19 protein-coding genes and 3 tRNA genes are annotated in these 25,266 nt (G+C 52.5%); 8 read left to right on the plus strand and 14 right to left on the minus strand.

Annotated features, from left to right (window positions below):
• Positions 1-72: 72 nt before the first annotated feature.
• The 4 genes from QJ036_RS10815 to QJ036_RS10830 are packed head-to-tail and all read left to right on the plus strand — an operon-like array spanning position 73 to position 5,289.
• Positions 73-1,383, plus strand: a complete 1,311-nt coding sequence (locus tag QJ036_RS10815) for an efflux RND transporter periplasmic adaptor subunit (RefSeq protein WP_283231400.1) — start codon at positions 73-75, stop codon at positions 1,381-1,383.
• Positions 1,380-2,102, plus strand: coding sequence for an ABC transporter ATP-binding protein (locus tag QJ036_RS10820; RefSeq protein WP_283231401.1), 723 nt, complete (start codon positions 1,380-1,382; stop codon positions 2,100-2,102). Before QJ036_RS10815 ends, QJ036_RS10820 begins: the two co-directional genes overlap by 4 nt.
• Positions 2,099-4,021, plus strand: a complete 1,923-nt coding sequence (locus QJ036_RS10825; protein ID WP_283231402.1) for an HlyD family efflux transporter periplasmic adaptor subunit — start codon at positions 2,099-2,101, stop codon at positions 4,019-4,021. Before QJ036_RS10820 ends, QJ036_RS10825 begins: the two co-directional genes overlap by 4 nt.
• A gap of 11 nt (positions 4,022-4,032) precedes the next feature.
• Positions 4,033-5,289 carry an ABC transporter permease gene (locus QJ036_RS10830; protein ID WP_283231403.1) on the plus strand — a complete coding sequence of 419 codons (1,257 nt, stop codon included), beginning with the start codon at positions 4,033-4,035 and terminating at the stop codon, positions 5,287-5,289.
• Between the two features lie 120 nt (positions 5,290-5,409).
• Here QJ036_RS10830 and QJ036_RS10835 read toward each other — a convergent pair whose 3' ends face one another.
• The 7 genes from QJ036_RS10835 to QJ036_RS10865 form a co-directional block, all read right to left on the minus strand.
• The gene (locus QJ036_RS10835; RefSeq protein WP_283231404.1) at positions 5,410-6,090 is read right to left on the minus strand and encodes an HD domain-containing protein; all 681 of its coding nucleotides are present in this window, start codon (positions 6,088-6,090) and stop codon (positions 5,410-5,412) included.
• The gene (locus QJ036_RS10840) at positions 6,080-7,735 is read right to left on the minus strand and encodes a Na/Pi cotransporter family protein (RefSeq protein WP_283231405.1); all 1,656 of its coding nucleotides are present in this window, start codon (positions 7,733-7,735) and stop codon (positions 6,080-6,082) included. The genes QJ036_RS10835 and QJ036_RS10840 overlap by 11 nt, the downstream gene beginning before the upstream one ends.
• A 104-nt stretch (positions 7,736-7,839) precedes the next feature.
• Entirely contained in the window at positions 7,840-11,436 is a 3,597-nt protein-coding gene (locus tag QJ036_RS10845) for an FtsX-like permease family protein (RefSeq protein ID WP_283231406.1), read from the minus strand.
• Between the two features lie 50 nt (positions 11,437-11,486).
• Positions 11,487-12,191 carry an ABC transporter ATP-binding protein gene (locus QJ036_RS10850; protein ID WP_283231407.1) on the minus strand — a complete coding sequence of 235 codons (705 nt, stop codon included), beginning with the start codon at positions 12,189-12,191 and terminating at the stop codon, positions 11,487-11,489.
• 20 nt (positions 12,192-12,211) lie between these two features.
• Positions 12,212-13,030, minus strand: coding sequence for a Cof-type HAD-IIB family hydrolase (locus QJ036_RS10855; protein WP_283231408.1), 819 nt, complete (start codon positions 13,028-13,030; stop codon positions 12,212-12,214).
• A gap of 166 nt (positions 13,031-13,196) precedes the next feature.
• On the minus strand, positions 13,197-14,081 hold the full coding sequence (locus QJ036_RS10860; RefSeq protein ID WP_283231409.1) for a ribokinase: 885 nt from the start codon (positions 14,079-14,081) through the stop codon (positions 13,197-13,199).
• 106 nt (positions 14,082-14,187) lie between these two features.
• Positions 14,188-14,607, minus strand: a complete 420-nt coding sequence (locus QJ036_RS10865; protein WP_283231410.1) for a helix-turn-helix domain-containing protein — start codon at positions 14,605-14,607, stop codon at positions 14,188-14,190.
• A 91-nt stretch (positions 14,608-14,698) separates the two neighbouring features.
• Between QJ036_RS10865 and QJ036_RS10870 the strand changes: the two genes are divergently transcribed.
• The 3 genes from QJ036_RS10870 (at position 14,699) to QJ036_RS10880 (ending at position 20,410) form a co-directional block, all read left to right on the plus strand.
• Complete coding sequence (locus QJ036_RS10870) at positions 14,699-15,406, plus strand: serine/threonine protein kinase (protein ID WP_283231411.1); 708 nt, start codon at positions 14,699-14,701, stop codon at positions 15,404-15,406.
• 9 nt (positions 15,407-15,415) lie between these two features.
• A complete protein-coding gene (locus tag QJ036_RS10875; RefSeq protein WP_283231412.1) occupies positions 15,416-16,657 on the plus strand; it encodes a zinc-ribbon domain-containing protein in 1,242 nt (413 codons plus the stop codon).
• A 147-nt stretch (positions 16,658-16,804) separates the two neighbouring features.
• Complete coding sequence (locus tag QJ036_RS10880) at positions 16,805-20,410, plus strand: X2-like carbohydrate binding domain-containing protein (RefSeq protein ID WP_283231413.1); 3,606 nt, start codon at positions 16,805-16,807, stop codon at positions 20,408-20,410.
• A gap of 149 nt (positions 20,411-20,559) precedes the next feature.
• Here QJ036_RS10880 and QJ036_RS10885 read toward each other — a convergent pair whose 3' ends face one another.
• The 3 genes from QJ036_RS10885 to QJ036_RS10895 all read right to left on the minus strand — a co-directional run bounded on the left by QJ036_RS10885 (position 20,560) and on the right by QJ036_RS10895 (position 22,228).
• A complete protein-coding gene (locus QJ036_RS10885) occupies positions 20,560-20,889 on the minus strand; it encodes a hypothetical protein (protein WP_283231414.1) in 330 nt (109 codons plus the stop codon).
• A gap of 261 nt (positions 20,890-21,150) precedes the next feature.
• Positions 21,151-21,693: an NADH peroxidase gene (locus QJ036_RS10890; RefSeq protein WP_283231415.1), complete on the minus strand. Its 543-nt coding sequence runs from the start codon at positions 21,691-21,693 to the stop codon at positions 21,151-21,153.
• Positions 21,694-21,832: 139 nt separating this feature from the next.
• Complete coding sequence (locus QJ036_RS10895) at positions 21,833-22,228, minus strand: Fur family transcriptional regulator (RefSeq protein WP_283231416.1); 396 nt, start codon at positions 22,226-22,228, stop codon at positions 21,833-21,835.
• A 138-nt stretch (positions 22,229-22,366) separates the two neighbouring features.
• On the opposite strand from QJ036_RS10895, the gene QJ036_RS10900 reads away from it, so the two are divergent.
• Positions 22,367-22,798, plus strand: a complete 432-nt coding sequence (locus tag QJ036_RS10900) for a hypothetical protein (protein WP_283231417.1) — start codon at positions 22,367-22,369, stop codon at positions 22,796-22,798.
• On the opposite strand, the gene QJ036_RS10905 is transcribed toward QJ036_RS10900, so the two are convergent.
• From QJ036_RS10905 to QJ036_RS10920, 4 genes are all read right to left on the minus strand, one after another.
• Complete coding sequence (locus QJ036_RS10905) at positions 22,749-24,695, minus strand: serine hydrolase domain-containing protein (protein WP_283231418.1); 1,947 nt, start codon at positions 24,693-24,695, stop codon at positions 22,749-22,751. The genes QJ036_RS10900 and QJ036_RS10905 overlap by 50 nt on opposite strands.
• 132 nt (positions 24,696-24,827) lie before the next feature.
• Positions 24,828-24,898: transfer RNA gene (locus QJ036_RS10910), tRNA-Cys, on the minus strand.
• Positions 24,899-24,911: 13 nt separating this feature from the next.
• Positions 24,912-24,983: transfer RNA gene (locus QJ036_RS10915), tRNA-Glu, on the minus strand.
• Between the two features lie 48 nt (positions 24,984-25,031).
• Positions 25,032-25,103 (minus strand) — tRNA-Asn (locus QJ036_RS10920).
• Between the last annotated feature and the right edge of the window lie 163 nt (positions 25,104-25,266).

Here is a 25,266-nt window from a genome sequence, read left to right on the forward strand (position 1 = left end):
CTTGCCATACGTTATCTGTTAGAATAAAGACAGAGTTGTGCATTATATGAAAACGGAGGGTAAACAGAAATTATGAAGAAAAAAATCATTGCAGGTGTCTGCCTTGCCCTTGTGGCTGTCGTCGCCGGACTGGTCATCTGGAAGACCGCAGCCGGGAACAGGGAACCCGCAGGCGAGGAAGCTGCCCTGTATGCCGATTCCGTCGGCATGCTGACCGGCACCGGCCTCGGGACCCAGAACCGGTTCGCCGGCGTGGTGGAGGCGCAGAACACCCTGAAGATCCAGCTGGAAGCAGGCCAGACAGTGAAGGAGATCTTTGTGGAAAAGGGCCAGTCTGTGGAGGTCGGCACCCCGCTTTTCGCCTATGATACGGAAGAGATGGGGCTTAAGCTGGAGCAGGCAAACCTGGAGCTGGAGAAGATCACCTCCAGCATCGACACTCTGAACACCCAGATCGATGAGCTTACCAAAGCAAAGAAGAAGGCTCCCCAGAGCGAGCAGCTTTCCTACACCACCCAGATCCAGGAAGCGCAGATGAGCGTCAAGCAGGAGGAATATAACTATAAGGTAAAGGAGCTGGAGATCGACCGGCTGAAAAAGTCTCTGGAATCCTCCCAGATGAACTCCACCATCGCCGGAATCGTCCAGGAGATCAACGAAACTCCCTCTTACGACAACTACACCGGTGAGCAGCAGCCCTTCATGAGCATTCTGGCTGTCGGCAAATACCGCATTAAGGGCACCGTCAGTGAGACGAATATGATGAACCTTTATCCCGGCATGCCCATCCTGGTCCATTCCAGAGTGGACGAAAGCATTGTCTGGACCGGCACGGTGGACAGCATTGATATGGAAAAGCCCATCTCCAACAACAACGGCTACTATATGGAGGGGCAGGAAAACATGCAGGCCTCCCGGTATCCCTTCTATGTGACTCTCGATTCCAGCGACGGCCTCATGCTGGGACAGCACGTATTCCTGGAACCCGACCTGGGACAGGAGGAGACAAAGGAAGGCATGTGGCTTATGAGCTCCTACATCGTACAGGATGACGGAGATCCCTATGTCTGGGCCGCCGGCGAAGACGACAGGCTGGAGAAGCGGACGGTAACTCTCGGTTCCTACGATGAGGAGACAGATACCTGGGAGATCACAGACGGGTTAAAGGCCAGCGACTACATCGTGTGGCCCAGCGAGGACTGCAAAAAGGGCGTTCCCGTCTATAAGAATACCGGCGGTATGATGGGCGGTATGATGCCGGCTGACGGCGAAATGCTCATGGATGAAATGCCTGTGGACGAAATGCCCATCGATGAGATGCCTGTCGATGAGATGCCCCTGGATGAGATTCCCGTCGATAAAGAAATGGAGGATGCGTCATGATGCTGGAGCTTGATCACATTTTCAAGGATTATATCCAGGGCAAAATGACCGTTCCCGTGCTGAAGGACGTAACGCTCCATGTGGATAAGGGCGAATATGTGGCCATCATGGGCCCCTCCGGCTCAGGAAAGACCACCCTGATGAATATCATCGGCTGCCTCGACGTTCCCACCTCCGGCAGCTATACCTTAAACGGAAACGATCTTCTTCACCATAAGGACAAAGAAATGTCCCGGATACGGAACCGGTCCATCGGCTTCGTATTCCAGAGCTTCAACCTGCTTCCCAGGCAGTCCGCCCTGGACAATGTGGCCCTCCCCCTGCTCTACGCAGGCGTTCCCGGAAAGGAACGGAGAGAACGGGCAGTCCGTGCCCTGCAGAAGGTCGGCCTTGAGGACCGCATGAACTTTAAACCCACCCAGCTTTCCGGCGGCCAGAAGCAGAGAGTCGCCATTGCCCGTGCCATTGTCGGCGAGCCGGATCTTCTTCTTGCCGACGAACCGACCGGTGCGCTGGATTCCGCCTCCGGACGGCAGGTCATGGAGCTTTTCGAGCAGCTGAATAAGGAAGGAATGACCGTGATCATGATCACCCATGATTCCGAGATCGCCGCCCATGCCAAGCGTACCGTCCTCATCCGTGACGGTATCCTGACCGGTGCAGGAAGCGCCGCCGGGGCCCTGGCAGACGGCTCACAGGAAAGGGAGGTGTCTGTATGAAATCCTCCGGAAAAAAGCTTGCAGTCATGATTGTTTCCGTGGTTCTCGTCATTGCCCTGGCAGGCGGAGGCATTCTGTTTGCCGTGAAGAACAGCGGAAAACCGGTCAAGGTGGCACCGGTCAGCGCCATGAATAACGGCGGCTACTGGAACAGCAGCACCGACCTGGCCCCCTACGGCAATGTGACCACCAACATGAATCAGGAGATTCTCTATGACGAAAGCCTCGTCATCACGGAGATCTTTGTGAGCGAGGGGGACACCGTCAGGATCGGAGATCCTCTCATCGCCTATGACACCACGCTGGTGTCTCTGGAACTGGAAATGAAACAGATGGAGGTGGAGGGAATCGGCCTCAACATTCAGAATGTGACCGCCGAGCTGGAACAGCTTCGAAAGACAAAGCCGGTGGCCTCCGCCTCTCCCAACGGTCTGGCCGGAATGGCTCTGGCAACCGCAGCCGATCCCGCAGAATCCTCTGCCCCCGGAGAATCTTCGGATCCTGCAGGTCCGTCCGATCCTGCAGATCCCTCTAACCCTGCAGATCCACCTCTCCCTGCAGGCACCGTATACAGTGAGATCACAGCGGACTCCGTCCCTTACAAGGGGTCCGGAACAAACGAGGATCCTTTCCGCTATTATGTCTGCCCGGCAAAGGATAAGGCTGCGGTCACTGTGAGATCCGATTATCTGAAAAAAGCGCTGGCTGAGAAAACCACCGCTGTGTTTGATACGGTGGACCAGGCTGAGACGCCCCGCCGGATCGTCAGCAGCTGGGAAATGAACTGGAACACGGTTTCAGAGCTTTTAAAGACCATGACCGGCACCGAGCTTCCGGAAGCACTCCGGAATCAGCCCGTATACCGGGAGATCACGGCAGACGCGCTTCCCTACAACCTTCCCTGTGAGGGCGGTTCCGCCATTCCCGGCATCGAAGCAGGCGACGGCTCCCCGGAAAATCCCTTCCGGATCCTCTGTATCCCTGGCGCTCCCGCCGATGCAGAGTTTCTGTCCATGGTTCTGGACAGCCAGAGCACCTATGTGTTTGAGGCCGTGGACGATGCAGAAAATCCCTCCAGGATCCTTTATTCCTGGACCTTAAACGGCAAAGCACCGGAAACTCCGGAGGACCCCGGCATGGACGATCCCGGAATCATCGACCCCGGCATCGACATCCCCACCGGTCCCACCAAGGAGGAGCTGGCGCGGGAGATCCGGGAAAAGGAAGAACTCTTAAAGACTCTTGACCTGAATAAGCGAACAGCCGAGCTGGAGCTCAGGCAGCTTCAGAAAAAAATGGATGACGGAGTCATTGAAAGCACCTTAAACGGTACCGTAAAATCCGTCATCGACGAGGAAACAGCCAAGCTGGAGGGTTCTCCCCTCATCAAGGTCTCCGGCGAGGAGGGCTTCTACGTGACCGGCGCTGTCTCGGAGACGGCTCTCGGCAAGGTGGAGACCGGCATGACCGTCACGGTCACCTCCTGGAATATGGGAATGAGCTACGAGGCGACCATTACCAGCATCAGCAGCTCTCCCTTCTCCGGCAATTACTACAGCAGCAATCCCAACATGTCCTATTACCCCTTTACCGCAGTGATCAGCGGAGACGCGGACCTGAGCAACGGGGAGGGCGTGGATCTTTCCATGGACGGCTTCACCTCCTCCTATGATCCCAACGCCATTTTCCTTTCCCAGGCTTTTGTCCGGGAGGAAGGCACCCGTTATTATGTCTACAAAAAGGGAGAGGACGGACGTCTCACCAAACAGTATGTGGAAGCCGGAAAGGTCATGTACGGAAGCATTGAAATCAGATCCGGTCTGGATATGGACGACGAGATCGCCTTCCCCTACGGAAGAGACGTGAAGGAAGGCGCCCGGACAGAACAGGCCGATACTCTTTACGACTACGGCTATTAGGAGGTGGACTCATGCTTGAAAATATCAGATTATCCTTTCAGGGAATATGGGCCCACAAGCTCCGTTCCATTCTGACCATGCTGGGCATCATCATCGGCATCGGCTCCATCATCGCCATTGTGTCCACCATCAAGGGGACCAATGAGCAGATCAAGCAGAACCTGGTGGGTTCCGGCAACAACGCAGTCAAGATCCAGCTTTATCAGGGCGACTGGACCATGGATCTGACCTATCAGACCCCGCCCGACGGTGTCCCGGCCATTGACAGCAGCACCCTGGAGGAGATCCAGGACCTTCCGGAGGTGGCTGAAGCTTCCCTGTATTATACAAGAAACGAGTACGACGCCGTTTTTAACGGCAGTCTGACCCTGGAGGGCGGAAATATCCTCGGCATCGACTCCCACTATCTGGACGTCTACGGTTACCAGATCACCAGGGGAAGAGGCTTTACGGAAAAGGACTTCACCGATTACCGCAAGGTGGCCCTTCTTGACAAGATCGCTGCCTCCAATCTGTTCCAGGGGGAGGATCCCATCGGAAAAACCATTGAGATCAAGGGAGAGCCCTACACCGTTGTCGGGACCGTGGCGAAAAAGGCCGGCTTTGAGCCCGTCATCAACTCTCTGGAGGACTATGACCGCTACGCCGCCAATTATTCCAGCGGCATGGTCTGCGTGCCCGACAGCACCTGGCCCATTCTTTACCGTTACGACGAGCCCCAGAATCTGGTGGTTCGTGCTGTGACCACCGACGATATGACAGCCGCCGGAGAAAAGGCCGCTGACATTCTCAACAGCCGGCTAACCGTAGCCGACGACTCCATCCGCTACAAGGGCGAGGACCTTCTGGAACAGGCCGCCAAGCTGCAGGAGCTTTCGGCAGCCACCAACCGCCAGCTCATCTGGATCGCCAGCATTTCCCTGCTGGTGGGCGGCATCGGCGTCATGAATATCATGCTGGTGTCCGTCACCGAACGTACCCGTGAGATCGGCTTAAAGAAGGCTCTGGGCGCCAGAAAGACCCGGATCCTCGGACAGTTCCTGACGGAAGCTGCTGTTCTGACCGGACTGGGCGGCATCCTGGGCATCGGCGGCGGCATCGGCCTGGCCTATGTGATCTCCAGTCTGTCCCAGGCGCCGGTAGCCATCAGCGTCCCGGCCATCATCATCGCAGTGGTCTTCTCCACCCTCATCGGGATCATTTTCGGAATCATCCCGTCGGTGAAGGCGGCAAACTTAAATCCCATTGATGCTCTGAGACATGAGTAGGCATCCGCGTCAATGCACGGAGGGCAGCATGCTTTCCCGCTGACGCTGAGCTGCACACAATAAAAAGGTGCTGCTTCATTGCTGATTTCAAATCAGCAATGGACAGCACCTTTTGAACATCTATGCAATTTTTCCGCCGTTTGCCGTCAGTTTAAAGCGCAGCCCCAGCATTTCCGCCGCCTTCCGGCACATGAGCATCCGCTGCAGAAAGATCTCGAAATAGTCCATCATGGAGCAGATGGTCTCATCCAGCTCAATATTCAGGGTTATGACCTTTTTATCGGTCTGGACCGTCAGCTTCGACGTCTTCGCCGCATAATTGACCCGGTCGTGCTTGTCAAAGGTCTCCTTCTTTTTGTTGCGTACCCGGTTGCGCCGCACATCTGTCTTATCTGCCAGGATCAGGGCCGCCGATACGGGATCCACAGCCGTTCCCGTATGCTCGTCATGCTCGCCGATGGCGCTGACCACCACAGCAACCTCCTCCGGCGCCATTCCCAGCTCCCTGAGGATTCCAAAAGCCATCAGTGCGCCGTTGTGGGCGTGATCGTTCCGGTTGACGCAGTTGCCCATATCGTGAAGATATCCGGCGATGCGCGCCAGCTCCACAGTCCTCTTCGGATAGCCCAGCTCCTTTAAGATCTTTCCGGCCGTCTCCGCTGTTTTTACCGCATGCTTTTCCGAGTGCTCCGTATAGCCCAGCGCCCCCAGGGCGGCGTCTCCCTGGGCAATATATGCCCGGATCTCCTCCGATTCCCTCAGACCTTTATAAGTAACAGGTTCGTTATTTTCACATTTCATCCTTTACATACCCCGCGATGTTGTAAGCGTGATCCGCCACACGCTCCAGATTTCCGATGAGGTCAAGGAAGATCACTCCGTGGGATGCCCGGCACTCATGGTTGGCCAGTCTTGCAATATGCTTATCCCTCATATCCTCCTCGGCATTGTCCACCAGATCCTCAAATTTGATAACCTTGCGGATGCTCTCTGCATCCTCATTTTTCCGCGCCAGCACTGCATTTTCCACAGCCCCCTGCGCATAGGAATAGATCTGCTCCAGATCCTTCTGACCCATAGGTGAAAAATGGATCTCTCCCTTGATCTTGCTTTCCGCCAGCTCGGCAATATTTTCCGCATGGTCACCGATCCGCTCCAGATCATTGACCGTATAAAGAAGATTCTTTACCTGTTCCGACTGATCCTCCATCAGGGAAAGATTTGTGATCTTCACCAGATAGTCGCTCAATGCGCTGGCCATGAAATCGATGGTCTTCTCCTGAGCCCGGATCTTATCCACTGCCTCCCGGCTGTTGGTAGCCACCGCCGTAAGCCCCAGCTTCACGCTGTCAAGAGCCAGCTCACCCATATGGACGACCTCACGCTTGGCAGTCTCAATGGCAAAGGACGGGTTTTCGAGAATACGATTGTCCAGATGGGACAGGATCTGCTGCTCCGTCGTCTCCTCGACCTCTGCTTCCTTGTCCCGAACGATCTTCTCTGACAGGGCGACCAGCTTCCCGGCAAAGGGGAACAGGATCACCGTATTGGCCACATTGAATACTGTATGGAACATGGAGATCTGGGTACTGGAGATGGCAGAGGATGCCCATGCTCCGTTCAGCCGGAACAAGATAAACATCGGTACAGCAAACAACACCGCACCAAGGACATTGAACATCAGATGGATGACAGCTGCCCGCTTGGCTGTCTTGTGGGCGCCCATGCTGGCAAGAAGTGCCGTCACACAGGTACCGATATTCTGGCCGAGGGTAATATAGACCGCCGAATTCCAGGTCACCACGCCGTTCATGGCAAGGGTCTGCAGGATACCTACCGATGCCGATGAGCTCTGGATAATGGCCGTCACAGCCATACCGGCAAGAATACCAAAGAGCGGATTGCTTCCCAGTGTGGTGAATATCTGAGCAAAGACAGGAGCATCCCGATAAGGCTTGATCGCTCCCGACATAAAGCTCAGGCCGATGAAGAGAAGGCCGAAGCCCACCAGGATCCCGCCGGCTTCCCTCCGCTTTTCCTTTTTGGCAAACAGCAGGATAAAGGCACCGATGCCGATGAGCACAGGCGCAAAAAATTCGGGCTTCATGACCTCGCCCCACTCGCTCATGGAAACGATCCAGGCGGTGATGGTCGTACCAATATTGGCTCCCATGATAACGCCCACCGCCTGGGACAAGGTCAGAATGCCCGCATTCACAAAGCCGACCACCATGACTGTGGTCGCCGAACTGCTCTGGATAATGGCTGTAATCAGCGCACCGAGAAGAATTCCCAGTATCCGGTTGTTGGTGATATATCCCAGCATCCGCTTCATACGGCCTCCGGCCGCCTTCTGAAGGCCATCCGCCATGATGTTCATACCATACAAGAACATGCCAAGGCCGCCGACAAATTCAAAGATCAACTTTACATCATTTAACGTCATAGATTTTTCCCTCTCCTGTTTTCCATTCGTACAGCTTCCACTATACAAAATTTATGTCAAGAAAAAACCATGCTTATGTAAATTTTATGTAAAGTCGCCCGTTGTTACTCCACGCTCTTTAAGGATTCCACCATGTCGATCCGCCGCAGCTTATAAAACATGGTCACATTGACCAGCACGGCGAAGAGCGCCGTAAGTCCGGCTCCGTACAGGTAGCTGACCGGGTGTACCGTTCTGCCGAACATGATCAGATCCACCTCCACCGTCCGGATCACAAACCGGTGAAGAATGCTTCCCATGAATACGCCCGCCACAATACCGATCCCGGTCAGCAGGATATTTTCCCGGTATACATACATGGCAAGCTCCATGTCGTAAAAGCCCAGAAGCCGTATGGTCGCCAGCTCCCGCCGCCTTTCTGTGATGTTGATATTGTTCAGATTATAAAGCACCACAAAGGCCAGAAGTCCCGCCGAGATGATGAGGACCCAGACCACCGCATCCAGGCTGCCCAGCATATCCAGGATCGACTGGTTCATATCAGACACCAGAGTCACGCCCGACACGGCATCCTGCTTTAAAAGCCTTGCCACCAGCTCCTGCTCCCGGTCCTTATGGACTTCCGTAAGCTTCAGATATTCTGCATTGCTCTCCGGTTCCTTTCCGTAAAGCTCCCGGTAAAGGTTCGCAGATGCATACACATAATTATATACATAGTTCTCCGTAATATGCGATACCCGGACCGAAATGCCCTTCACATCGCTCTCCTTTAAGGTGAAGGTGTCGCCCTCCTCCACATCAAGGTACTTCGCCAGCTTTTCACTGATGATCACACCGCTGTCATCCAGGCTGTAGCCCTTCTTAGTTTTTCTGTCCCGAAGGACAAAGAAATCGGGGAACCGCTCCAGATCCTCCGGCACCACCAGATTGACCTCCTTGGTGACGCCGTTGGCCTCCGCATCCATCACTGCCGTGTAGGCTGCCAGAGACTCCGAGACAGCTTCGTCTGACAGAAGCGCTTCCTTAAGCTCCGCCTTCTCAGCTTCTCCGGCATCCTTTTCAATGGTTGCCGTCGCATCGTACCGCCAAAGCTCTCCGTACTGCTTATCGGAAACCACATAGATGGAATCCCGGAGCCCAAAGCCCACGATCAGCAGAGCCATACAGGCTCCGATCCCGAACACCGTCATCAGGAGCCGCTTTTTGTAACGAAGCAGGTTCCGAAGTGTCGACTTCCAGCTGAAATTCAGATGACGCCACAGGGGACGGACCCGCTCCAGGAATATCTTCTTTCCCTTTAAGGGAGCCACCGGCCGCATAAGCTCCGACGGCTGCGACATGGTCGCCTTTAAGCAGGCCGCCAGCGTTGCCCCCACCGTGCACATCAGAGAGATCGCCGCTGCGCCCAGCGCATAGCCCCAGTTGTATGGGATCCGGATCACATTCAGATTGGTATACAGGATCTTATAGGTGGTAATGATCACCCACGGGAGCGCCTTTTCTCCCACAAGAAAACCGAGAACGCTCCCGGCAAGAGTGGCCGTCAGGGCGTAAAAAATATATTTGGAAGCGATGGACATAGTACTGTAGCCAAGCGCCTTCATGGTACCGATCTCCGTCCGCTTCTCCTCCACCATTCTTGTCATGGTAGTCAGGCTTACCAGAGCCGCCACCAGGAAGAAGACGACCGGAAATACCTTTCCGATGGCGCCGATCCGGTCGGCATCGCTGTCAAATTCCACATAGGACTGAACAGAATCCCGGTCAAGAACATACCATTCCGGCATCTCCAGGTCTTCCAGCTCTGCCCTGGCATCAGCGAGCTCCTGCTCTCCGTCGGCAAGCTTTTCGTCTGCCTCCGCCTTCGCCTCCTCATAAGCTTCCCATCCGTCTGAAAGCTCCTTTTCCCCATCGGCAAGGGTTTCCTTTGCCTCTGCAAGGGCCTCCTCCCCGTCAGCGATCTCCTGTCGGCCCTCGGCGAGCTCTCTCTCGCCGTCAAGAAGCTCCTGCCTGGAAGCCTCCAGACGGGTTTCCCCGGCGGCCAGCTCTCTCCTGCCGGCCTCCAGAGCTTTTTCTCCTTCCGCCACGCCGGCGGCAAGCTGTGAAAGACCGCTTCGTCCGGCCTCAAGCTCAGCCTCTTTTTCGGTCAGCAGGGCATCTGTCTGTGCGAGAGTTGCCTCTGCAGCCGCAAGCTCCCTTTCCTTCTCTGCAAGGAGCTCATCTGCCCTGTTCCACTCTTCCTGACCGGCAAGAAGCTCCGTTTCCTTCCCGGCAAGGAGCTCTTCTGCAGCCGCAAGTTCCTTTTTCCCGGCCTCCAGAGCCTTCATTCCCGCCGTATAATCCGGGTTCGTCTCCGGATCGATCCCTGCTGCAAGAAGCATTTCCCGGAGCGCAGCCAGCTCTTTTTCCTTTACTTCGAGGGTTTCCCTTGACGACTCCAGGTCCTTCCTGCCTGCTTCCAGAGCGGCAAAGCCTTCATTCAGCTGCTCCGCCTTTCCGGAAAGCTCTGTCCTGGCCTCAGAAAGGCTCTGCCTTCCCGCATCCGCTTCTGCTTTTCCCGCTTCATACTGAGCTCTTGCCTCCGCCAGAGCCGTCTGCGCCTGTTCAAATTCCGCCCGCTTCTCCTCGAGAAGAGCCCTTGCCTCCGTTACCTTTCTCTCATTCGCTGCAAGCTCCTCCCTGCCGTCCGACAGTTCCCGTTCTCCGTCAGCCAGCTTTATCCTGCCATCCTCCAGGGCTTTTTCCCCGTCGGCAATTTCCGCTTTTGCATCCGCCAGCTTCTTTTCATTGTCCTCAATTTCTTTTCGTCCGTCCGAAAGCTCCTCTTCTCCGTCCAGAAGCTCTGCCCTGGCGTCGGCAAGCTCTGTTTCCGCCTCCTTCCTGGCATCGGCAAGCTCTGCCTCGCCCTCGGCGATCTCTTCTTCAGCATCCTTCTTTATCTCAGCCAGACGGATCTCACACCGTTCTCCGGCAATAGCCTCAATGGCCTCCGTAAGAGCTTCCGCCCCTTCCTTATAATCCTTCCCTGCTGTGACAAATCCATCCAGCCCATCCGCTGCCGCATAGATCTGGGTGTAGACCTCCAGAGCAAAATCCTCCTTCGGTACCATCACAAAGCCCTTGACATCACCGTTTCCGATCTGGGAGCTTCCCCTGTCAAGATTCAGATAATAGGGGCTGGTCCCGATGCCGACCACCGTATAGGTCTCCCGCTTTAAGGTGTCGGAAACAGGATCTTTTGTACCGGAGTTTAAAGTGATCTCGTCTCCCAGAGCAAACTCGGTCACCTGAAGAAGCTGTTCATCGATCAGACATTCGCCGGATTTTTCCGGAAGCCGTCCTTCCTTCACCGTCAGCTGATTCAGCTCAGACGACAGGGAAGCCACATGGAGCACCAGCTCCTTCTCTCCGCGGACGCACAGGAAATCAGAGGAATACTCTCCCTCAACTGCCGTGATCCCCTCGATCTTTCCGATGGCCTCCAGATCTCCTTCCGTAAGTCCCATGGTGGAGATCACACGGATATCCATAAAATTCGCTTCATCGGCCACCGCATCTGCGGAGAGCCGCATATCAGGCTCCGCCGCCCGGATACCCGAAAAAAACGCCACTCCCAGAGCCACGATAAACAAAATCGAAAGATATCGATTCAAGCTTCTTTTAATTTCAACAAAAAAATCCTTACGCTGTGCTTTCTTCATTTACCCTGCACTCCTGCCGCTTTCTTTCTGCTCGCCTGCTTCGTCAGCCTTTACCATTCGATCCCTTCCACCGGCGTCGGATTTTCATTGACGGACATGGATGACACCTGTCCGTTCTTTATTTTGATCACACGGTCCGCCATGGGCGTCAGGGCTGAATTGTGGGTAATAACGACCACCGTCATTCCCCGCTCCCTGCAGGTATCCTGAAGCAGCTTGAGAATGGCCTTGCCGGTCTGGTAATCGAGAGCTCCCGTCGGCTCATCGCAGAGCAGCAGCTTCGGATTCTTTGCCAGCGCCCGCGCAATGGACACCCGCTGCTGTTCCCCTCCGGAAAGCTGGGACGGGAAATTATCCATCCGGTCCTTGAGTCCCACCTCTGCCAGGATCTCCCTCGCATCCAGATGATCCCTGCAGATCTGGATCGCCAGCTCCACATTCTCCAGTGCCGTCAGATTCTGCACCAGATTGTAAAACTGAAAGACGAAGCCGATATCCTCCCGACGGTACTTTGTCATTCTGCGGTTGTCAAATCCTGCCACATCCACGCCGTCCACCAGGACCTGCCCCTCCGTGGCCTTATCCATTCCGCCGAGAATATTTAAGACCGTGGTCTTACCGGCCCCGCTGGGCCCCACGATCACAACAAACTCGCCCTTTTCGATGGAAAAGTTCATATTGTCCACCGCTTTGATGACGACCTCTCCCATTCGGTAGATTTTCTTTACTCCCTTAAGCTCTACAAATGCAGCCACACCAAGTTCCTCCTGACTCTTTATTTCCATTCTCCGGACACAATGCGCTCAATGGCCAGAGCCGCACCGTCCTCCTCACAATCTCCTGTCACATACCGGGAAAGCTCCTTCACACAGGCCTCCGCATTTCCCATGGCGATCCGGCAGCCGGCAAAGCGGAACATGGAAATGTCATTGATGCTGTCTCCGATGACCGCCGTCTCCTCCGCCCGGATCCCAAGGTATTCACAAAGCCGGGAAAGGCCCTGCCCCTTGGAGGCGGTAAGACTGTTGAGCTCCACATTGTCCGGTCCCGAGGCCGATACCGAAAGCGGAAGCACCGAGGTGATCCGCGCCGTCAGCTCCGGCTTCACCTCCGGCTGAAACAGAACCGCATAGATCTTTTCCACGCCCTGCTTCTGTTCCGTCACATAGTCGGTGAGGCTGTCCGCACTATGCCGCGTAAAATAATCCGAATTGCCGTATTTTGCCACGATCCGCGGATCCGCCGTCTTCAGATTCACACTGGCTCCGTTCATATGTACAGACGGCTGGACCTCATAATCCTCCAGCATATGAAGTGCCTTCACCGCCGTTTCCCAGGGGATCAGATCATGAAAGCTGCTCTCTCCCGTTCTCCCGTCTACGATATTGGCACCGTTGGAGGTCACAAAATAGGGGATCCCGGGGAGCTCCCTGATGCCCTTCGGAATATCAATATAGGATCGGCCGGTGGCGGGAACCACCAGAATGCCGGCCTTAAGGGCCGCAGAAACTGCCTTTGCATTCCTCTCACTGAAATCCCTGTGATGTTTCAGTGCCGTGCCGTCCAGATCCAGTGCAATCAGCCTGACTTCCATATCTTCACGTCCTTCCGCAAGTTGTCTTCTTGATATAATATAACATAGCTTTTTTTTAATTTCATCCGATTTCCCCCTGTTCATACTTTTTTAATGATTCCAAAACAAAAAAGGAACCGCAGCCCGGATCCCGTCCGTTCTCTGCAGTTCCCTGATTCCTGTTATTTTACAGCTCCGTCTCCTCCACCTCTTTTTTCCAGGGAATGGACGGGCTCGCCCCCTGCCTGGAAACCGCGATGGCAGACGCCTTTGATGCCATGCACAGAGCCTCCGCTACGGGATCTCCTCCCAGAACTCCCGACAGGAAGTAGCCGGTAAAGGTATCTCCTGCGGCTGTGGTATCCACCGCCTTCACCTTGAAGATGCCCTGGGTGCACTGTTCCTCCTTGTCCCGGTACACCACGCCGTCCTTTCCCAGAGTCAGGACGACCTTCGCATCCGGATACCGTTCAAGCATCACATCCAGAATGTCCTCCGGCTGCGTCTTTCCCGTGATCTGTCCACCCTCGATCTCATTCATCAGGAAATACGTCACCTTAGACAGGTCACAGGCCTCCATGGCTTCATTATAAGGGGACGGGTTCAGCGCAATGATCATCTCCTGCTCATAAGCACGTTCTATGATATAATCCATCAGGTTCACTTCATTCTGCAGAAGGATCAGATCACCGCTGTCAAAATGACCGATCACCTCATCGATAAATTCCTTCGTCAGCGTCCGGTTGCTGCCGCCATAGAGCAGAATGCAGTTCTGTCCGCTCTGGTCCACCTGGATCACCGCATTCCCGTTCTTTCCGGGAATTTCCTTCAGGTACGTGCAGTCCACACCGTTTTCCTCGCAGAGCTTCTTTAAGAAAAGGCCATCCTCTCCCACCTGGCCGGCATGGTAAACTTCCGCACCTGCCCTTGCCAGGGAAATGGACTGGTTTAACCCTTTACCGCCCGGAAAAACCTCCATTTTCTGAGACGCCAGCGTTTCTCCCGGCTGCACCATATGATCCACGGTGTACACATAATCCACATTCAGAGAACCGAAATTCAAAATTTTCATGTTTCCTTACCTCCTCCATTCCTTAAGGTCCATTGTATCTTATTTTTCCGTCGAATACAATGGATGGAAGATAAGAAAAACCTGCGGACAGGAAACCTACCTATATCTAATACAGAGTTTCTTCTCCCTCCGAAAACAGCTTGTCGTTGACATCAAACAGACTTATACCGTTGATCAGTCCGAACATAACGATGGCATCCCGCTTGTCCCTGGAGTAGAGCTGTGCCATCCTGCATTGCTTTAAAAGCTCCTGGGTTTCCTCCAGCGTGGCAGAAAGGCCGAAGCACAGGGAGATCAGGCGGCTGCGGGAGGGGTTTCGCCGTCCGGCAAATACCTGATGCAGGTAGACCTCACTCATACCGGACTGTTTCGCAAGGGTCGCCTTGGAAATTCCCTTCTTCCGAAGCAGGACGCTTAAGATCTTCCCCACATTGTTTTCGGTAAAGCTTTCCTTATTGTCAGACAGAAACCGATCCAGATCTGAAGCGCTCATCAGCTCCTGCAGCAGATTATCCGTACTCTTCATGACTTTCCCGCCTTTACTTTTTGCTCAATTTATTATATATTTTACATAATTCATACAAAAAACACAATATGCAGTCAGCATATCAGAGGCGGTGTTGATCATTTACGACTATTTGATAAAAGCGTTGCATGAAGAATATGAGCAGATCCGGATCATTAAGGAAAGTAAACGAGGCAGGGTTCTGCTGCTTCGTCACAAACAGAGCAAAACTCCCTACATCTTTCGCCACTATCACGGAAACTGCGACGTTTACAGAAAGCTCCTTGGCATCAGCTGCCCGAACCTGCCGCAGATCATGGAGGCGGCAGAAAAGGACGGAATGGCGGCGGTGCTGGAGGAATATATTCAGGGTGATTCCCTGTCCCACCTGCTGGAGGGCGCCCTGTTCACCCCTGCGGAGGCAAGAGCAGTCATCCGGCAGCTCTGCAGTGCCCTCTGGGTCCTCCACTCCATGGGTGCGGTCCATCGGGATATCAAGCCGGAAAATGTGATCCTTCGGGGCAGCACTGCGGTCCTGATTGATTTTGACGCCGCCCGTATCTTCAAAAACGAAAACAGCAGCGACACACTGATCCTGGGCACTATGGGCTACGCCGCTCCGGAGCAGTACGGTATTTCCCAGACAGACGAACGGGCGGACATTTATTCCATCGGTGTACTTTTAAATATCATGCTCACAGGCAAACATCCCTCCAAAGAGCTGGCAGGCGGAAAACTTGGCCATGTGGTGCAGAAATGTACCCGAATCAATCCGAAAAAGCGATATCATAATGTACTTCACCTGATGGAAGTACTGTAAGGAGAACATATGAGTAAGACCTGTAAAAACTGCGGTGCCCAGCTTCCGGATGAAGCATCCTTTTGCCCCCACTGTACCGGGAATCAGACGGAAAAGACCGTCGTTAAGCCGCCTCGCCTGTGGAGAAAAAAAGCGGTGACAGCCGCACTGTGCCTGGTCCTCATCGCTGGCCTGATTCTCGCCTTCGTCCTCACGCACCGCTCAAAGACCTATGAAGGCGGCGCTTACCTTACCTACACGGATAAGGACGGAGAATATGAGCTTCTGGCCGCCTTCCACCCCCGCGACATTGAAGCCAACAGGCCCGTGGGAGAAAAAAGTGTTTCCCTGTCCACAGACGAAGCCTCCAATATGACTGTCATGCTGGGGGTTTATCACAACGGAGAAATCGCAGATCCCGATGAATTCTTTGCAAAAGTGGAAAGCTGTACCCTGGAAGCAAGCCCCAATGAAAATGAGGCTCTGATTCTCTCCGAGCCCACCTACAATACCAACTTTCTCCCGGCAGCCCGGGAGAGCGATATCACCTACACCGGAGCCAGCGGCACCAACGAGCTTTGCTGGACGCTGCACATGAAAAATGGAGATACCATCCGGCTCAGGCAGACCTTTGAGGTGATTCCCCTTGTTCATCAGGTCTATACCCCGGAGGACACAAAACTTGACACCCTGGAGGATCTGAACGCGCTCCTTGCACGGATCAATGAGGAGGTCCCGGAGGATACCATCGTGGACATTTACCTGCCTCCGGTCACCTATACCGGCAATCTCACCATACTCTCGCGGGCAGTGAATCTCTACGGCAATACCGAGGACAGCGGACGCACCGTCTTTGCCGGCTCCTTAAGTGTCAACACCCATTATCCCTCCAATGTGATGCTGTTTAACCTGGATTTTGAAGGGAACGGCGGTATCGGCCTTTCCGCCACCGCCTCCGTCTATATGGGCGGCTGTTCCTTTACCGGCTGGGATATCGGAGCTGTGGCACTGGACGGCGGAATGATCGGCGTGGAGCGCTGCGTATTTAAATACAACGGGATTGGCTTCAAGTATGATTCCTCCGTCTATTCGTCCTTTAACAGCGTCTTCCCGGACTGCACCATCGCGGATAATGACATCGGCGTCCAGTTTGCACGCCTCCAAGGAACGATCACCATTGACTTTTTGAACAGCGTCTTTTCCGGAAACAGAATTGACATTGACAATCAGGCTGGATATCCCATTGACACATCAACCGCTGTTTTCCAATAAAAAATACAGAATTTTCCAACACTATGCAGCCAGCTAATTGCTTTCCTGTTTCTATTGTTGTATTCTTATAGTTACAACATTTTTCCGTCCCCAGTCTGTGCGTACTGAACGACATGGGCTCATCTTATCCACAGGAGGCAATCGAGTATGAAACAAAAAATCCGCAAGTTTCTGAGCATCCTGCTCGCCTTTCTTCTCCTTGCCGGTCTCATTCCGGCGACTTCCTTTGCAACAGAATCAACCACCGATCTGGCTCTCGGCGAGGAAAAATCCTTTTCCCTGACCAATGCGGAGGATACGGAAACCTTCCGTTTTACCGCCTCCGAGGCCGGCACCTATATTTTATACTTTCAAAATATAAGTCAGTGGCCCATCGGATTGAGTTGTTCGACAGGCTCTGCAGAATATCATCTTCCCCACTCCGATTTCCAGGGGCATATCATGGATCTGGCGGCCGACGAAACAGTTTCATTCACATTCCGCTACCCTTCTGATTATGAAGAAATTGAAGGATACAGCGGGTACAGCGGCATCGTCGGTGCCGCCCGAAAAGCAGACGAAACAGAATTCACCTCATTTTATGCAGCCGAAGTAACTGACGAAAGCGCCCCGATCCCGATCCCGCTTGATGGAGGTGCCATCGAGTTTTGTTCGGGCAATTCCTTCTGCTATGGCATCAACTGGGATATCACGATTGAAGACACACAGATCCTTACCCTGGATTCTGAGAATTCCTCAGAAGGACCTGTATCCTATTGCGCTGTCTTTGACCCTCAGACGCTGGGCGAAACTAAAATAACGGTTTCTGCCGCATATGGCAGCAAAACCCTGACAAAAGACTATACCATTCAGGTCACTGAAAACGGCGGAGAGGGCGGCAGCCAAGACACCACCTCTTACGACTTCTCTGACCTTTCCGAACTGAAGACGCTGATTGGAAATCATGATGGCAGCCATGTCACTTTTGTCTATAACGGTACAGGAGAACTGGTAATTTCGGAAGATCTTCAGCTTCCTCAAAATGTGAATCTTGATCTGGGCGGTCAGGATCTCCGCATCGCATCCGGCGCTGTATTTACACTGGAAGAAGATACGAATCTCAGCTACGGAAGTCTCACGGTAGATGGTACCATGATCTCTTCCGGATTTATCCACGACGGAAGTGCTTTGACAGTCACCGGTACCATGATCTGTTCCGAATCAAGCTATACGTCCTTATCCTACCCGGCACAGCTTCAGGGACTGGAAAACATTCAGTTCTCAGAGGAATGGCAGCGCATTTATGTTGATACGACTGCCAACGCCGGTACTCTTGCCAGTCTCCTCACTCAGTTAAATACCAGCTATATCGATGACCCCCGTGTGGAATACCGGGTAAACATATGGGGCGAAGAGGATCCCAATGCTGCCATGACGCTGCAGGCGGATGTTGTTGTTCCGAAACATGTGGTGATTGAATTCCACGATCTCGGTTCCTTTACCGTTGCCGAGGGATACACCATGTCGGTGGCGGGAGAACTGCATATCAGTTCACCGATGATCATCAATGGGACCCTGGATAATAACGGAAACGTTATCATCGATCATAATACCTACAGCAATGGCATTCTGACCTTCGGCAGCAGCGGAACCTATGCCGGAAACGGAGGTCTGCAGATCAATTCCAACAGTTCCTGTACGCTGAATGACTGCTTAAGCGGACTGAAGCTGGATGACTTTGATGTAGAAACCTGGACCGATCCGGAAGGAAATATCACCTGGAATCTGACAAATGCCGCCGGACTGATCAAGCTTGGAACGCCGACCGACCTTTCCTGGGGGACAAGATATAATGAGATAATCGATTACGATGAAACCGCGGGGATGGATGTCATCACCGGTTATGATCCGATCTCTCAGCCCGGTATCATGAGCTGGAGGACAGCCTTGCCCGATCAGGCACAGGCGCAGATCAAGATCTATGATGAAAACAACATCTGCGTACATGAAGGCTGGGCTGGTTATGATCCCCAGCTTCAGCCGGAATGGCGGTCCATGGATGATTTCCTGTTAAGCGATCTGGACAGCGGAACCTATTATTTTACGGTCCAGTCCATGGGAGATTATGAAACTTACCGCAACAGCGATATTGCAAAATCCGACACTTATACCTATGTGAAGCCGTCCGCACAGCTTTCCCCCTGTACGGATCCTGCATGGATCAATAAAAATGACGAGTTTGTGAGCTGGGCACAATATACTCTGCCCTCAGACACTGAAAATAAGGTGGGATACGAAGTCCAGTTCTATTACAGCCCTACAGAAAACGGAGACTATGAGCCGTTCGGCGGAATATTTTCATCCAATCCGGAGGGAACTGTTGAAGATACCGTCCCTCTGGAAGATCACTTCCTTCAGCAAAAAGGAGTTGGATATTACAAGTTCAGGGTTCGACTGATCTCTCTCGAAGTGGAAACAATCTGCAACAGCGAATGGTCCGACTTCTCTCCTGCCCTGGATGTGGAAACCATATCGCAGAACGTGGAAAGTACTCTGGATACGATCATCAGCAATGCCGGCAATGCTTCCGCCGCCGATATCCGTGCAGCCGTACAAACGCTGGTTCCCACGGATCTTAAGACGGCCCTTGTGACTGATCAGGATAATACAACTGTTACTGCCAAGCTTGCAAATATCGAAGACATGGTAGGAGGACCTGCGCAGATCACCGTTACTTCCGGCGCGAGCGCCTTCCAGAAGTCCGATGTCTCCATTGTCGGTGCCAACTTAAACACCAATACCTCCGACAGTGATCCGATCACCCTTGTCATTGACAAGCCTGTCGCTGACCATGTGATCCCGGAGCTTTACGACAGTGCAGTTGCTGTAAAATTCTCAATGACCCTGACCAACGTTCCGGATCCGGAGCATCTGGAAGTCCCGGTTAAAATTACTCTTCCGGTACCGGAAAGCATTAATCCGGATTTCCTGGTAGTCTTCCATTACCACTCCGACGGAAGCCACGAACTGCTGCATCCGTACGTGCATGAAATCGGCGGAAAGTTTTTTGCAGATTTCGTCCTGACAAGCTTTTCCGATTTCACAATGACTCAGGAACATGTCCATGTCTATGATCAGGAGATCGCCGAAAAGGAATATCTGGAAACACCGGCAGACTGTAAACATCCTGCCGTGTACCACAAATCCTGTACCTGCAAAGACAAGGGAGAAGAAACCTTTGAGTACGGCTCTGTCACCGATCATACCTTTGAGAACGGTGTATGCAGTGTCTGCGGCTTTGTACAATATTCTATCATCGAGGGTTCCGATCAGACCTGGCAGGTCGGCAGCAAGGATTCCTTATCCTTCCGTTCCGATGCAGATTTTAACACGTTCGAATCAGTGAAGATAGACGGCAGTGTTCTTTCCTCCGACCATTACACCGTTTCGGAAGGAAGCACCATTGTTACGCTGAAGGCTTCGTACCTGAAGACTTTGGATGCAGGAAATCACGTACTTACCGTTGTTTCCTCAAACGGTGAGGCAAAAACATCCTTTACGATCACCAGGAAAGACAATGGCAACAACCCCACGGATCCGACCAAGCCTGCCGATCCGGCCGGCTCGAATACCGGAAAAACAGATTCGCCTGCAACCGGCGACACCAATCTGCTATGGATGTGGAGCCTGCTGGCAGCATGTTCCTTCCTCGTGGCTTACGCAGTGATTCTTTCTAAAAAGGCAAGGAAGGCTTCCTCTGCACACCGCTTCTGATATCCGGCAGATATTGCAAAAATGGTAATTCAAGAGATTCCGCGAGAAGGACTACAGCAGTAAAAAGAACCCCTGCCGCACTTTTGTGCCGCAAGGGTTCTTTCTTTATGGCTGTTTTTACAGCCCTCTCTTATCATTGACATCTTATCTTAGTCAAGAATCTCCATCAGGCGGCCGCAGCAGAAGGGGATGGGCTCGCCGGCCTTAACGTGCTGAGTCTTGTTGCAGGTGACGCAGTAAACGTCGGTATCATAGGGTGCCCGGATCACGGGAACCTCCTTGGCCTCCTGCTCAGTCAGACCTTCGATATGGAACGTGGCAGTCTTATTCTCGCTGGGGATATAAACGCCTATAGGGGACAGAGACTTATTGCCTCCCACACAATTGCCCATCTTCACCCACAGGGCTTCCAGTTCAGCAGCTTCAGATGCATGTTCCGGTGTAAATTCAACGATATCTTTATTAATACGAATCTTCATAGCTTAGTCCTCCTTGGTAAAGTCCTTTTCCCATGCCGCAGAGCTCACAGGTGAAGTCATCCGGAAGCTCTTCCTATTTTTCTCCGTCCTCTTCTTCATCAAATACCCAACCGCATACATTACATACATATTTCATAATATGTCACTCTGTTCTGTCATTTTTCACGGGGAACCGTCCGCCGCTTTCTGAACAAAAAAGGGCCGGAAGGGTATAAATCCTCTTCCAGCCCTTTATTGTCTCAAATTTTGTCAGCCAGAAGCTTAGCCGAAGTATCTCTCTAACAGACCCTTGAATGCTTTGCCGTGTCTAGCCTCGTCGCGAGCCATCTCATGAACGGTGTCATGGATTGCATCAAGACCAGCTGCTTTTGCTCTCTTAGCCAGGTCAGTCTTACCAGCGGTAGCGCCGTTCTCAGCCTCTACACGCATCTCCAGGTTCTTCTTGGTGCTGTCGGTAACAACCTCACCTAAGAGCTCTGCGAACTTAGCAGCATGCTCTGCCTCTTCGTAAGCAGCTTTCTCCCAGTACAGACCGATCTCAGGATAGCCTTCTCTGTGGGCAACTCTTGCCATAGCCAGATACATACCAACCTCGGAGCACTCACCGTTGAAGTTTGCTCTCAGATCTGCAATGATATCTTCGCTAACGCCCTGAGCTACGCCTACTACGTGCTCTGCTGCCCAGCTCATCTCATCCTTCTGCTCTACAAACTTGCTTGCGGGAACTCCGCACTGAGGACATTTTTCAGGTGCTGCTTCGCCTTCATACACATAACCACATACGCTACATACAAATTTTTTCATTTCCGTAATCTCCTTTTCTTATATAAAAATATTATTCAGGTCAATTTCAGTAATAATTACTGTTATTGAAATTTTACCACATTACCATCGGGTTGTCAAGCTGTTTTTCATACAATTCCTGACGGATTTTTGTTTTCCCTCATTGGTCCTCTTTGTTCCGACAGGCATTGCAAACTCCGTAAAACAAGGCCGTATGACCGTCGATTGCTCCCGCAAACCCCTTGGATGCCATCGTTTCCAACCCGTCCAGAGGCTCCATGGGAATATCCTGCACACACCCGCATTCGCGGCACACAAAGTGATAATGAGGTACAATATTGGGATCAAACCGCTCTACCCCGTCACCGCAGGACACCTTGCGGATCTCCCCCAGGGACGCCAGCAAAGAAAGATTACGGTAAACCGTTCCAAGGCTGATATTGGGATAAAGCTTACGAATATTCATATAAACGGTATCTGCTGTCGGATGATCCCGACGGTCAGCCAAAAACTCTTTAATACTCTCGCGCTGTCTGCTATACTTTAAAGCTTTCATGGCAGCTCCTCCAAACAAGAAACAATAATCGGTACTGTTTTTATTATAAAGAACTATGCAACTTATGTCAAGGATAAATCGCCTTCATTTTCATATACTAACAAAAACTTTAACTCTTAATCCAGAAAGGAGCCAATCATGAACGACGATACGAAAAAACTCTTGAAGGAATGTGACTCCGGCACAAAAATGGCTGCCGAAACCATCAGCCGTCTGCTTCCCTCCATTCGAAACCGCGAATTCAAAGAAAGCCTTGAAAAATACAGAAACGCCCACATAAGCTTTGGAAACAGGATTCACAGCCTTTTAAACAAGGGTAATGAGCCTGCCGGGGATCTGACACCTGTCGAAAAGCTCTCTGCCCGCCTCATGATCGGCCTGCGCCTCATTCTCGACGATTCCGATAAAAAAATCGCCTCCATGGTCGCAGACGGCTGCAGCACAGGCATCAAATCCCTCCGTTCCTATCTGAATCAGTATACCAGCGCCGATAAAGCTTCCCGCGATATCGCAGAAAACATCATTCGTCTTGAAGAGAGTCTCTGGGAGGATCTGAAGCCGTATCTGTAGAAATCACCGAATCCTCTGAAGCTGCCTCCTGCTCTGCCATGGCCTCTCCGTCATTTTCACGGAGCCATTTTCCGGTGACAATGGGATGAACTGTTTTTTCTACCAGGATCGCCGGCAGATCCACCCCCAGCCTGCTGCTGATTCCTTCCATTAAACCGGTGGGAAGGGAATCCCCGACCAACGCTCCCAAGCCCTCGGTAATCATCCTTCCGCCGGGCGTTTCATCCCAATAAAGCTCGATCCGTTCTCCGAAATCCGGGAAACGACATTTCAGCCTGCGCCGAACTGCTTCTTCCAGAAAAGCAATATCCAGCTTCAGAACCGGAATTCCCTCTTCATCCTTCGCAAATGCTCCTCCCACTCCCAAAAGATACGGTTCACCATGAAAGGAGACCTCCGTCACTGCAGCTCTGCCAAAGCCCACCTCCATGCGGTGAAGCTCATTCCCTTCCTCCAAAACCAGATAAAAGCGGTTCCTCTCATAATAAAATGCCGCCCTTCGAATGCCATCCGTATAATTATTGTGGAACACCTGAAATACTAGGGGGCAAAGTCCTACATGCTGCTGCTCCAGCTCATAAACCTTTCCGTCAAGCCGACGCTTAAGCTTCTCTTCCTCCAACAGCCGTACCGCTGCGCCGCTTCTGCTCCGCCGTCCCCAGCCGCCGGAAGCCGGCTGCCGCCCTCTCCTGCTGCTCTCCCTGATTCCAAGACCATTGCTCCGGCATATGCCCTTACTCATGGAAATATTCGAGCGGCCATCTCTGGAAAACCGCCGTTCCGTCTCAAGAAGCTTCCGGTATCCGGATGGATTCTCAGAAAGAAGCGCGTCGGGCACAAAATCCCCCTCGAAATACTTTCTCACTATATTTAACAGGATACAGTTCTGAAAAAGCTCATCGCTCCCGGCATTGGTTGCAATCACCATATCAAGATCCGGATACACGACCACATTTTGTCCCAGCATACCATTGAAGGTACAACTTCCCGGCCGCCCGCTCCTCCATACCTGATACCCATAGCCATAAGGCCCCATATTTTCCGGCGTATCCATATGTTTTTCCACGCTTTCAAGAATCCATTTCTCAGGAACCAGCTGTTTGCCCTGCCACATTCCCTTCTGCAGGAAAAGCTGCCCGATTTTTGCCGCGTCTTCTGTATTGATAAAAAGACCCCAGCCGCCTTTTGTAATTCCCTTGGGACAGGTTTCCCAAAACACTCTGGTTATTCCCAACGGCTCCCACAATCTGGGCCTCAAATATTCCATCAGCGTTTCTCCCGTCACCTTTGTGACGATTGCAGACAAAATATAGGTATTCATGCTATTATATTCAAACTGTTTTCCCGGCGTTCCCTTAATTCCCGCCTGCAGGTAGGAAGATACCCAATCGTCACCTGAAACGATCCCGGTCTCATTGAACATAACTCCTGAGGTCATTGTCAGAAGATGCTCCACCGTCAGATTTTTCTTGACGGTCAACAAAGATTTTTTGTCCAGAAGCGCCAAAACCTTATCGTCCGGAGTCAGCTTCCCCTCCTCCATCAGCATCCCCACCGCAAGCCCGGTAATCGTCTTGCACATAGAATAAGATGCATGCCACATCCCATCCACATAAGGTGCCACCGACGTCTCAGCGATCACATTGCCATGGCGGACAACGATCACATGATGAAGATCGGTACGCTCATTTCCGGCCAGTTCCTCAATGAAATCCGCCAGATATCCGGATGCAATCCCCTGGGACTCCGGCGTCCTCCTGGGAAAACGCCAGCCCGGATCATCCCACCCGGGAAATGCCGGCTTCTGTGGGCTGTAAGTTACCCGGCTGGTATTGTTTGTATTTCCCCGAATCAGATTTTTCGAAAGCTCCAGTACCGCAAGCTGCTCTCTCAGCATAAAATCCCGCCCTTTCCTTATTACATATTATAGGTCTATTGTTCCCTCTTTTCCAGAAACATTTCCTAAACAATTCTAAAAGCTTTCTGTTCCGGGACACAAAAACCCCAGGAAAATTTCCTGGGGTTAAAGAGGCGACAGCCGGATTTGAACCGGCGATAGAGGTGTTGCAGACCTTTGCCTTACCACTTGGCTATGTCGCCATATGAAATTAAGTGACTCCAAGGGGATTTGAACCCCTGTTACCGCCGTGAAAGGGCGGTGTCTTAACCGCTTGACCATGGAGCCTTATTCCGTTTTAGAACTCCGTGGAGCCTTCAGCGCTTACTGCACTAGCTCCCCGAGTAGGGCTCGAACCTACAACAACTCGGTTAACAGCCGAGTGCTCTACCATTGAGCTATCGAGGAATACTCTCAAAGGTTAAGATACCCATTTGATATCTACACTATACCTTCAAAACTACACATTGTCAACATCTTTTCCAAAACAAACCCTTGCCGCCTGGATAAGCCCTCGACCGATTAGTAACAGTCAGCTCCATACATTACTGTACTTCCACCTCTGTCCTAT

The organism is Fusibacillus kribbianus (assembly GCF_030053595.1).
GTDB classification, from domain to species: Bacteria; Bacillota; Clostridia; order Lachnospirales; family Lachnospiraceae; genus Lientehia; species Lientehia kribbiana.

What these genes read in the sequence shown, in the direction of transcription:
- QJ036_RS10815 (WP_283231400.1), top strand. Translation starts at nt 73, where the DNA reads ATGAAGAAAAAAATCATTGCAGGTGTCTGCCTTGCCCTTGTGGCTGTC.
- QJ036_RS10830 (WP_283231403.1), top strand. Translation starts at nt 4,033, where the DNA reads ATGCTTGAAAATATCAGATTATCCTTTCAGGGAATATGGGCCCACAAG.
- QJ036_RS10845 (WP_283231406.1), bottom strand. Translation starts at nt 11,436, where the DNA reads ATGAAGAAAGCACAGCGTAAGGATTTTTTTGTTGAAATTAAAAGAAGC.
- QJ036_RS10855 (WP_283231408.1), bottom strand. Translation starts at nt 13,030, where the DNA reads ATGGAAGTCAGGCTGATTGCACTGGATCTGGACGGCACGGCACTGAAA.
- QJ036_RS10905 (WP_283231418.1), bottom strand. Translation starts at nt 24,695, where the DNA reads ATGCTGAGAGAGCAGCTTGCGGTACTGGAGCTTTCGAAAAATCTGATT.
- QJ036_RS10890 (WP_283231415.1), bottom strand. Translation starts at nt 21,693, where the DNA reads ATGAAAAAATTTGTATGTAGCGTATGTGGTTATGTGTATGAAGGCGAA.
- QJ036_RS10875 (WP_283231412.1), top strand. Translation starts at nt 15,416, where the DNA reads ATGAGTAAGACCTGTAAAAACTGCGGTGCCCAGCTTCCGGATGAAGCA.
- QJ036_RS10895 (WP_283231416.1), bottom strand. Translation starts at nt 22,228, where the DNA reads ATGAAAGCTTTAAAGTATAGCAGACAGCGCGAGAGTATTAAAGAGTTT.
- QJ036_RS10835 (WP_283231404.1), bottom strand. Translation starts at nt 6,090, where the DNA reads ATGAAATGTGAAAATAACGAACCTGTTACTTATAAAGGTCTGAGGGAA.
- QJ036_RS10900 (WP_283231417.1), top strand. Translation starts at nt 22,367, where the DNA reads ATGAACGACGATACGAAAAAACTCTTGAAGGAATGTGACTCCGGCACA.
- QJ036_RS10880 (WP_283231413.1), top strand. Translation starts at nt 16,805, where the DNA reads ATGAAACAAAAAATCCGCAAGTTTCTGAGCATCCTGCTCGCCTTTCTT.
- QJ036_RS10820 (WP_283231401.1), top strand. Translation starts at nt 1,380, where the DNA reads ATGATGCTGGAGCTTGATCACATTTTCAAGGATTATATCCAGGGCAAA.
- QJ036_RS10840 (WP_283231405.1), bottom strand. Translation starts at nt 7,735, where the DNA reads ATGACGTTAAATGATGTAAAGTTGATCTTTGAATTTGTCGGCGGCCTT.
- QJ036_RS10825 (WP_283231402.1), top strand. Translation starts at nt 2,099, where the DNA reads ATGAAATCCTCCGGAAAAAAGCTTGCAGTCATGATTGTTTCCGTGGTT.
- QJ036_RS10860 (WP_283231409.1), bottom strand. Translation starts at nt 14,081, where the DNA reads ATGAAAATTTTGAATTTCGGTTCTCTGAATGTGGATTATGTGTACACC.
- QJ036_RS10865 (WP_283231410.1), bottom strand. Translation starts at nt 14,607, where the DNA reads ATGAAGAGTACGGATAATCTGCTGCAGGAGCTGATGAGCGCTTCAGAT.
- QJ036_RS10885 (WP_283231414.1), bottom strand. Translation starts at nt 20,889, where the DNA reads ATGAAGATTCGTATTAATAAAGATATCGTTGAATTTACACCGGAACAT.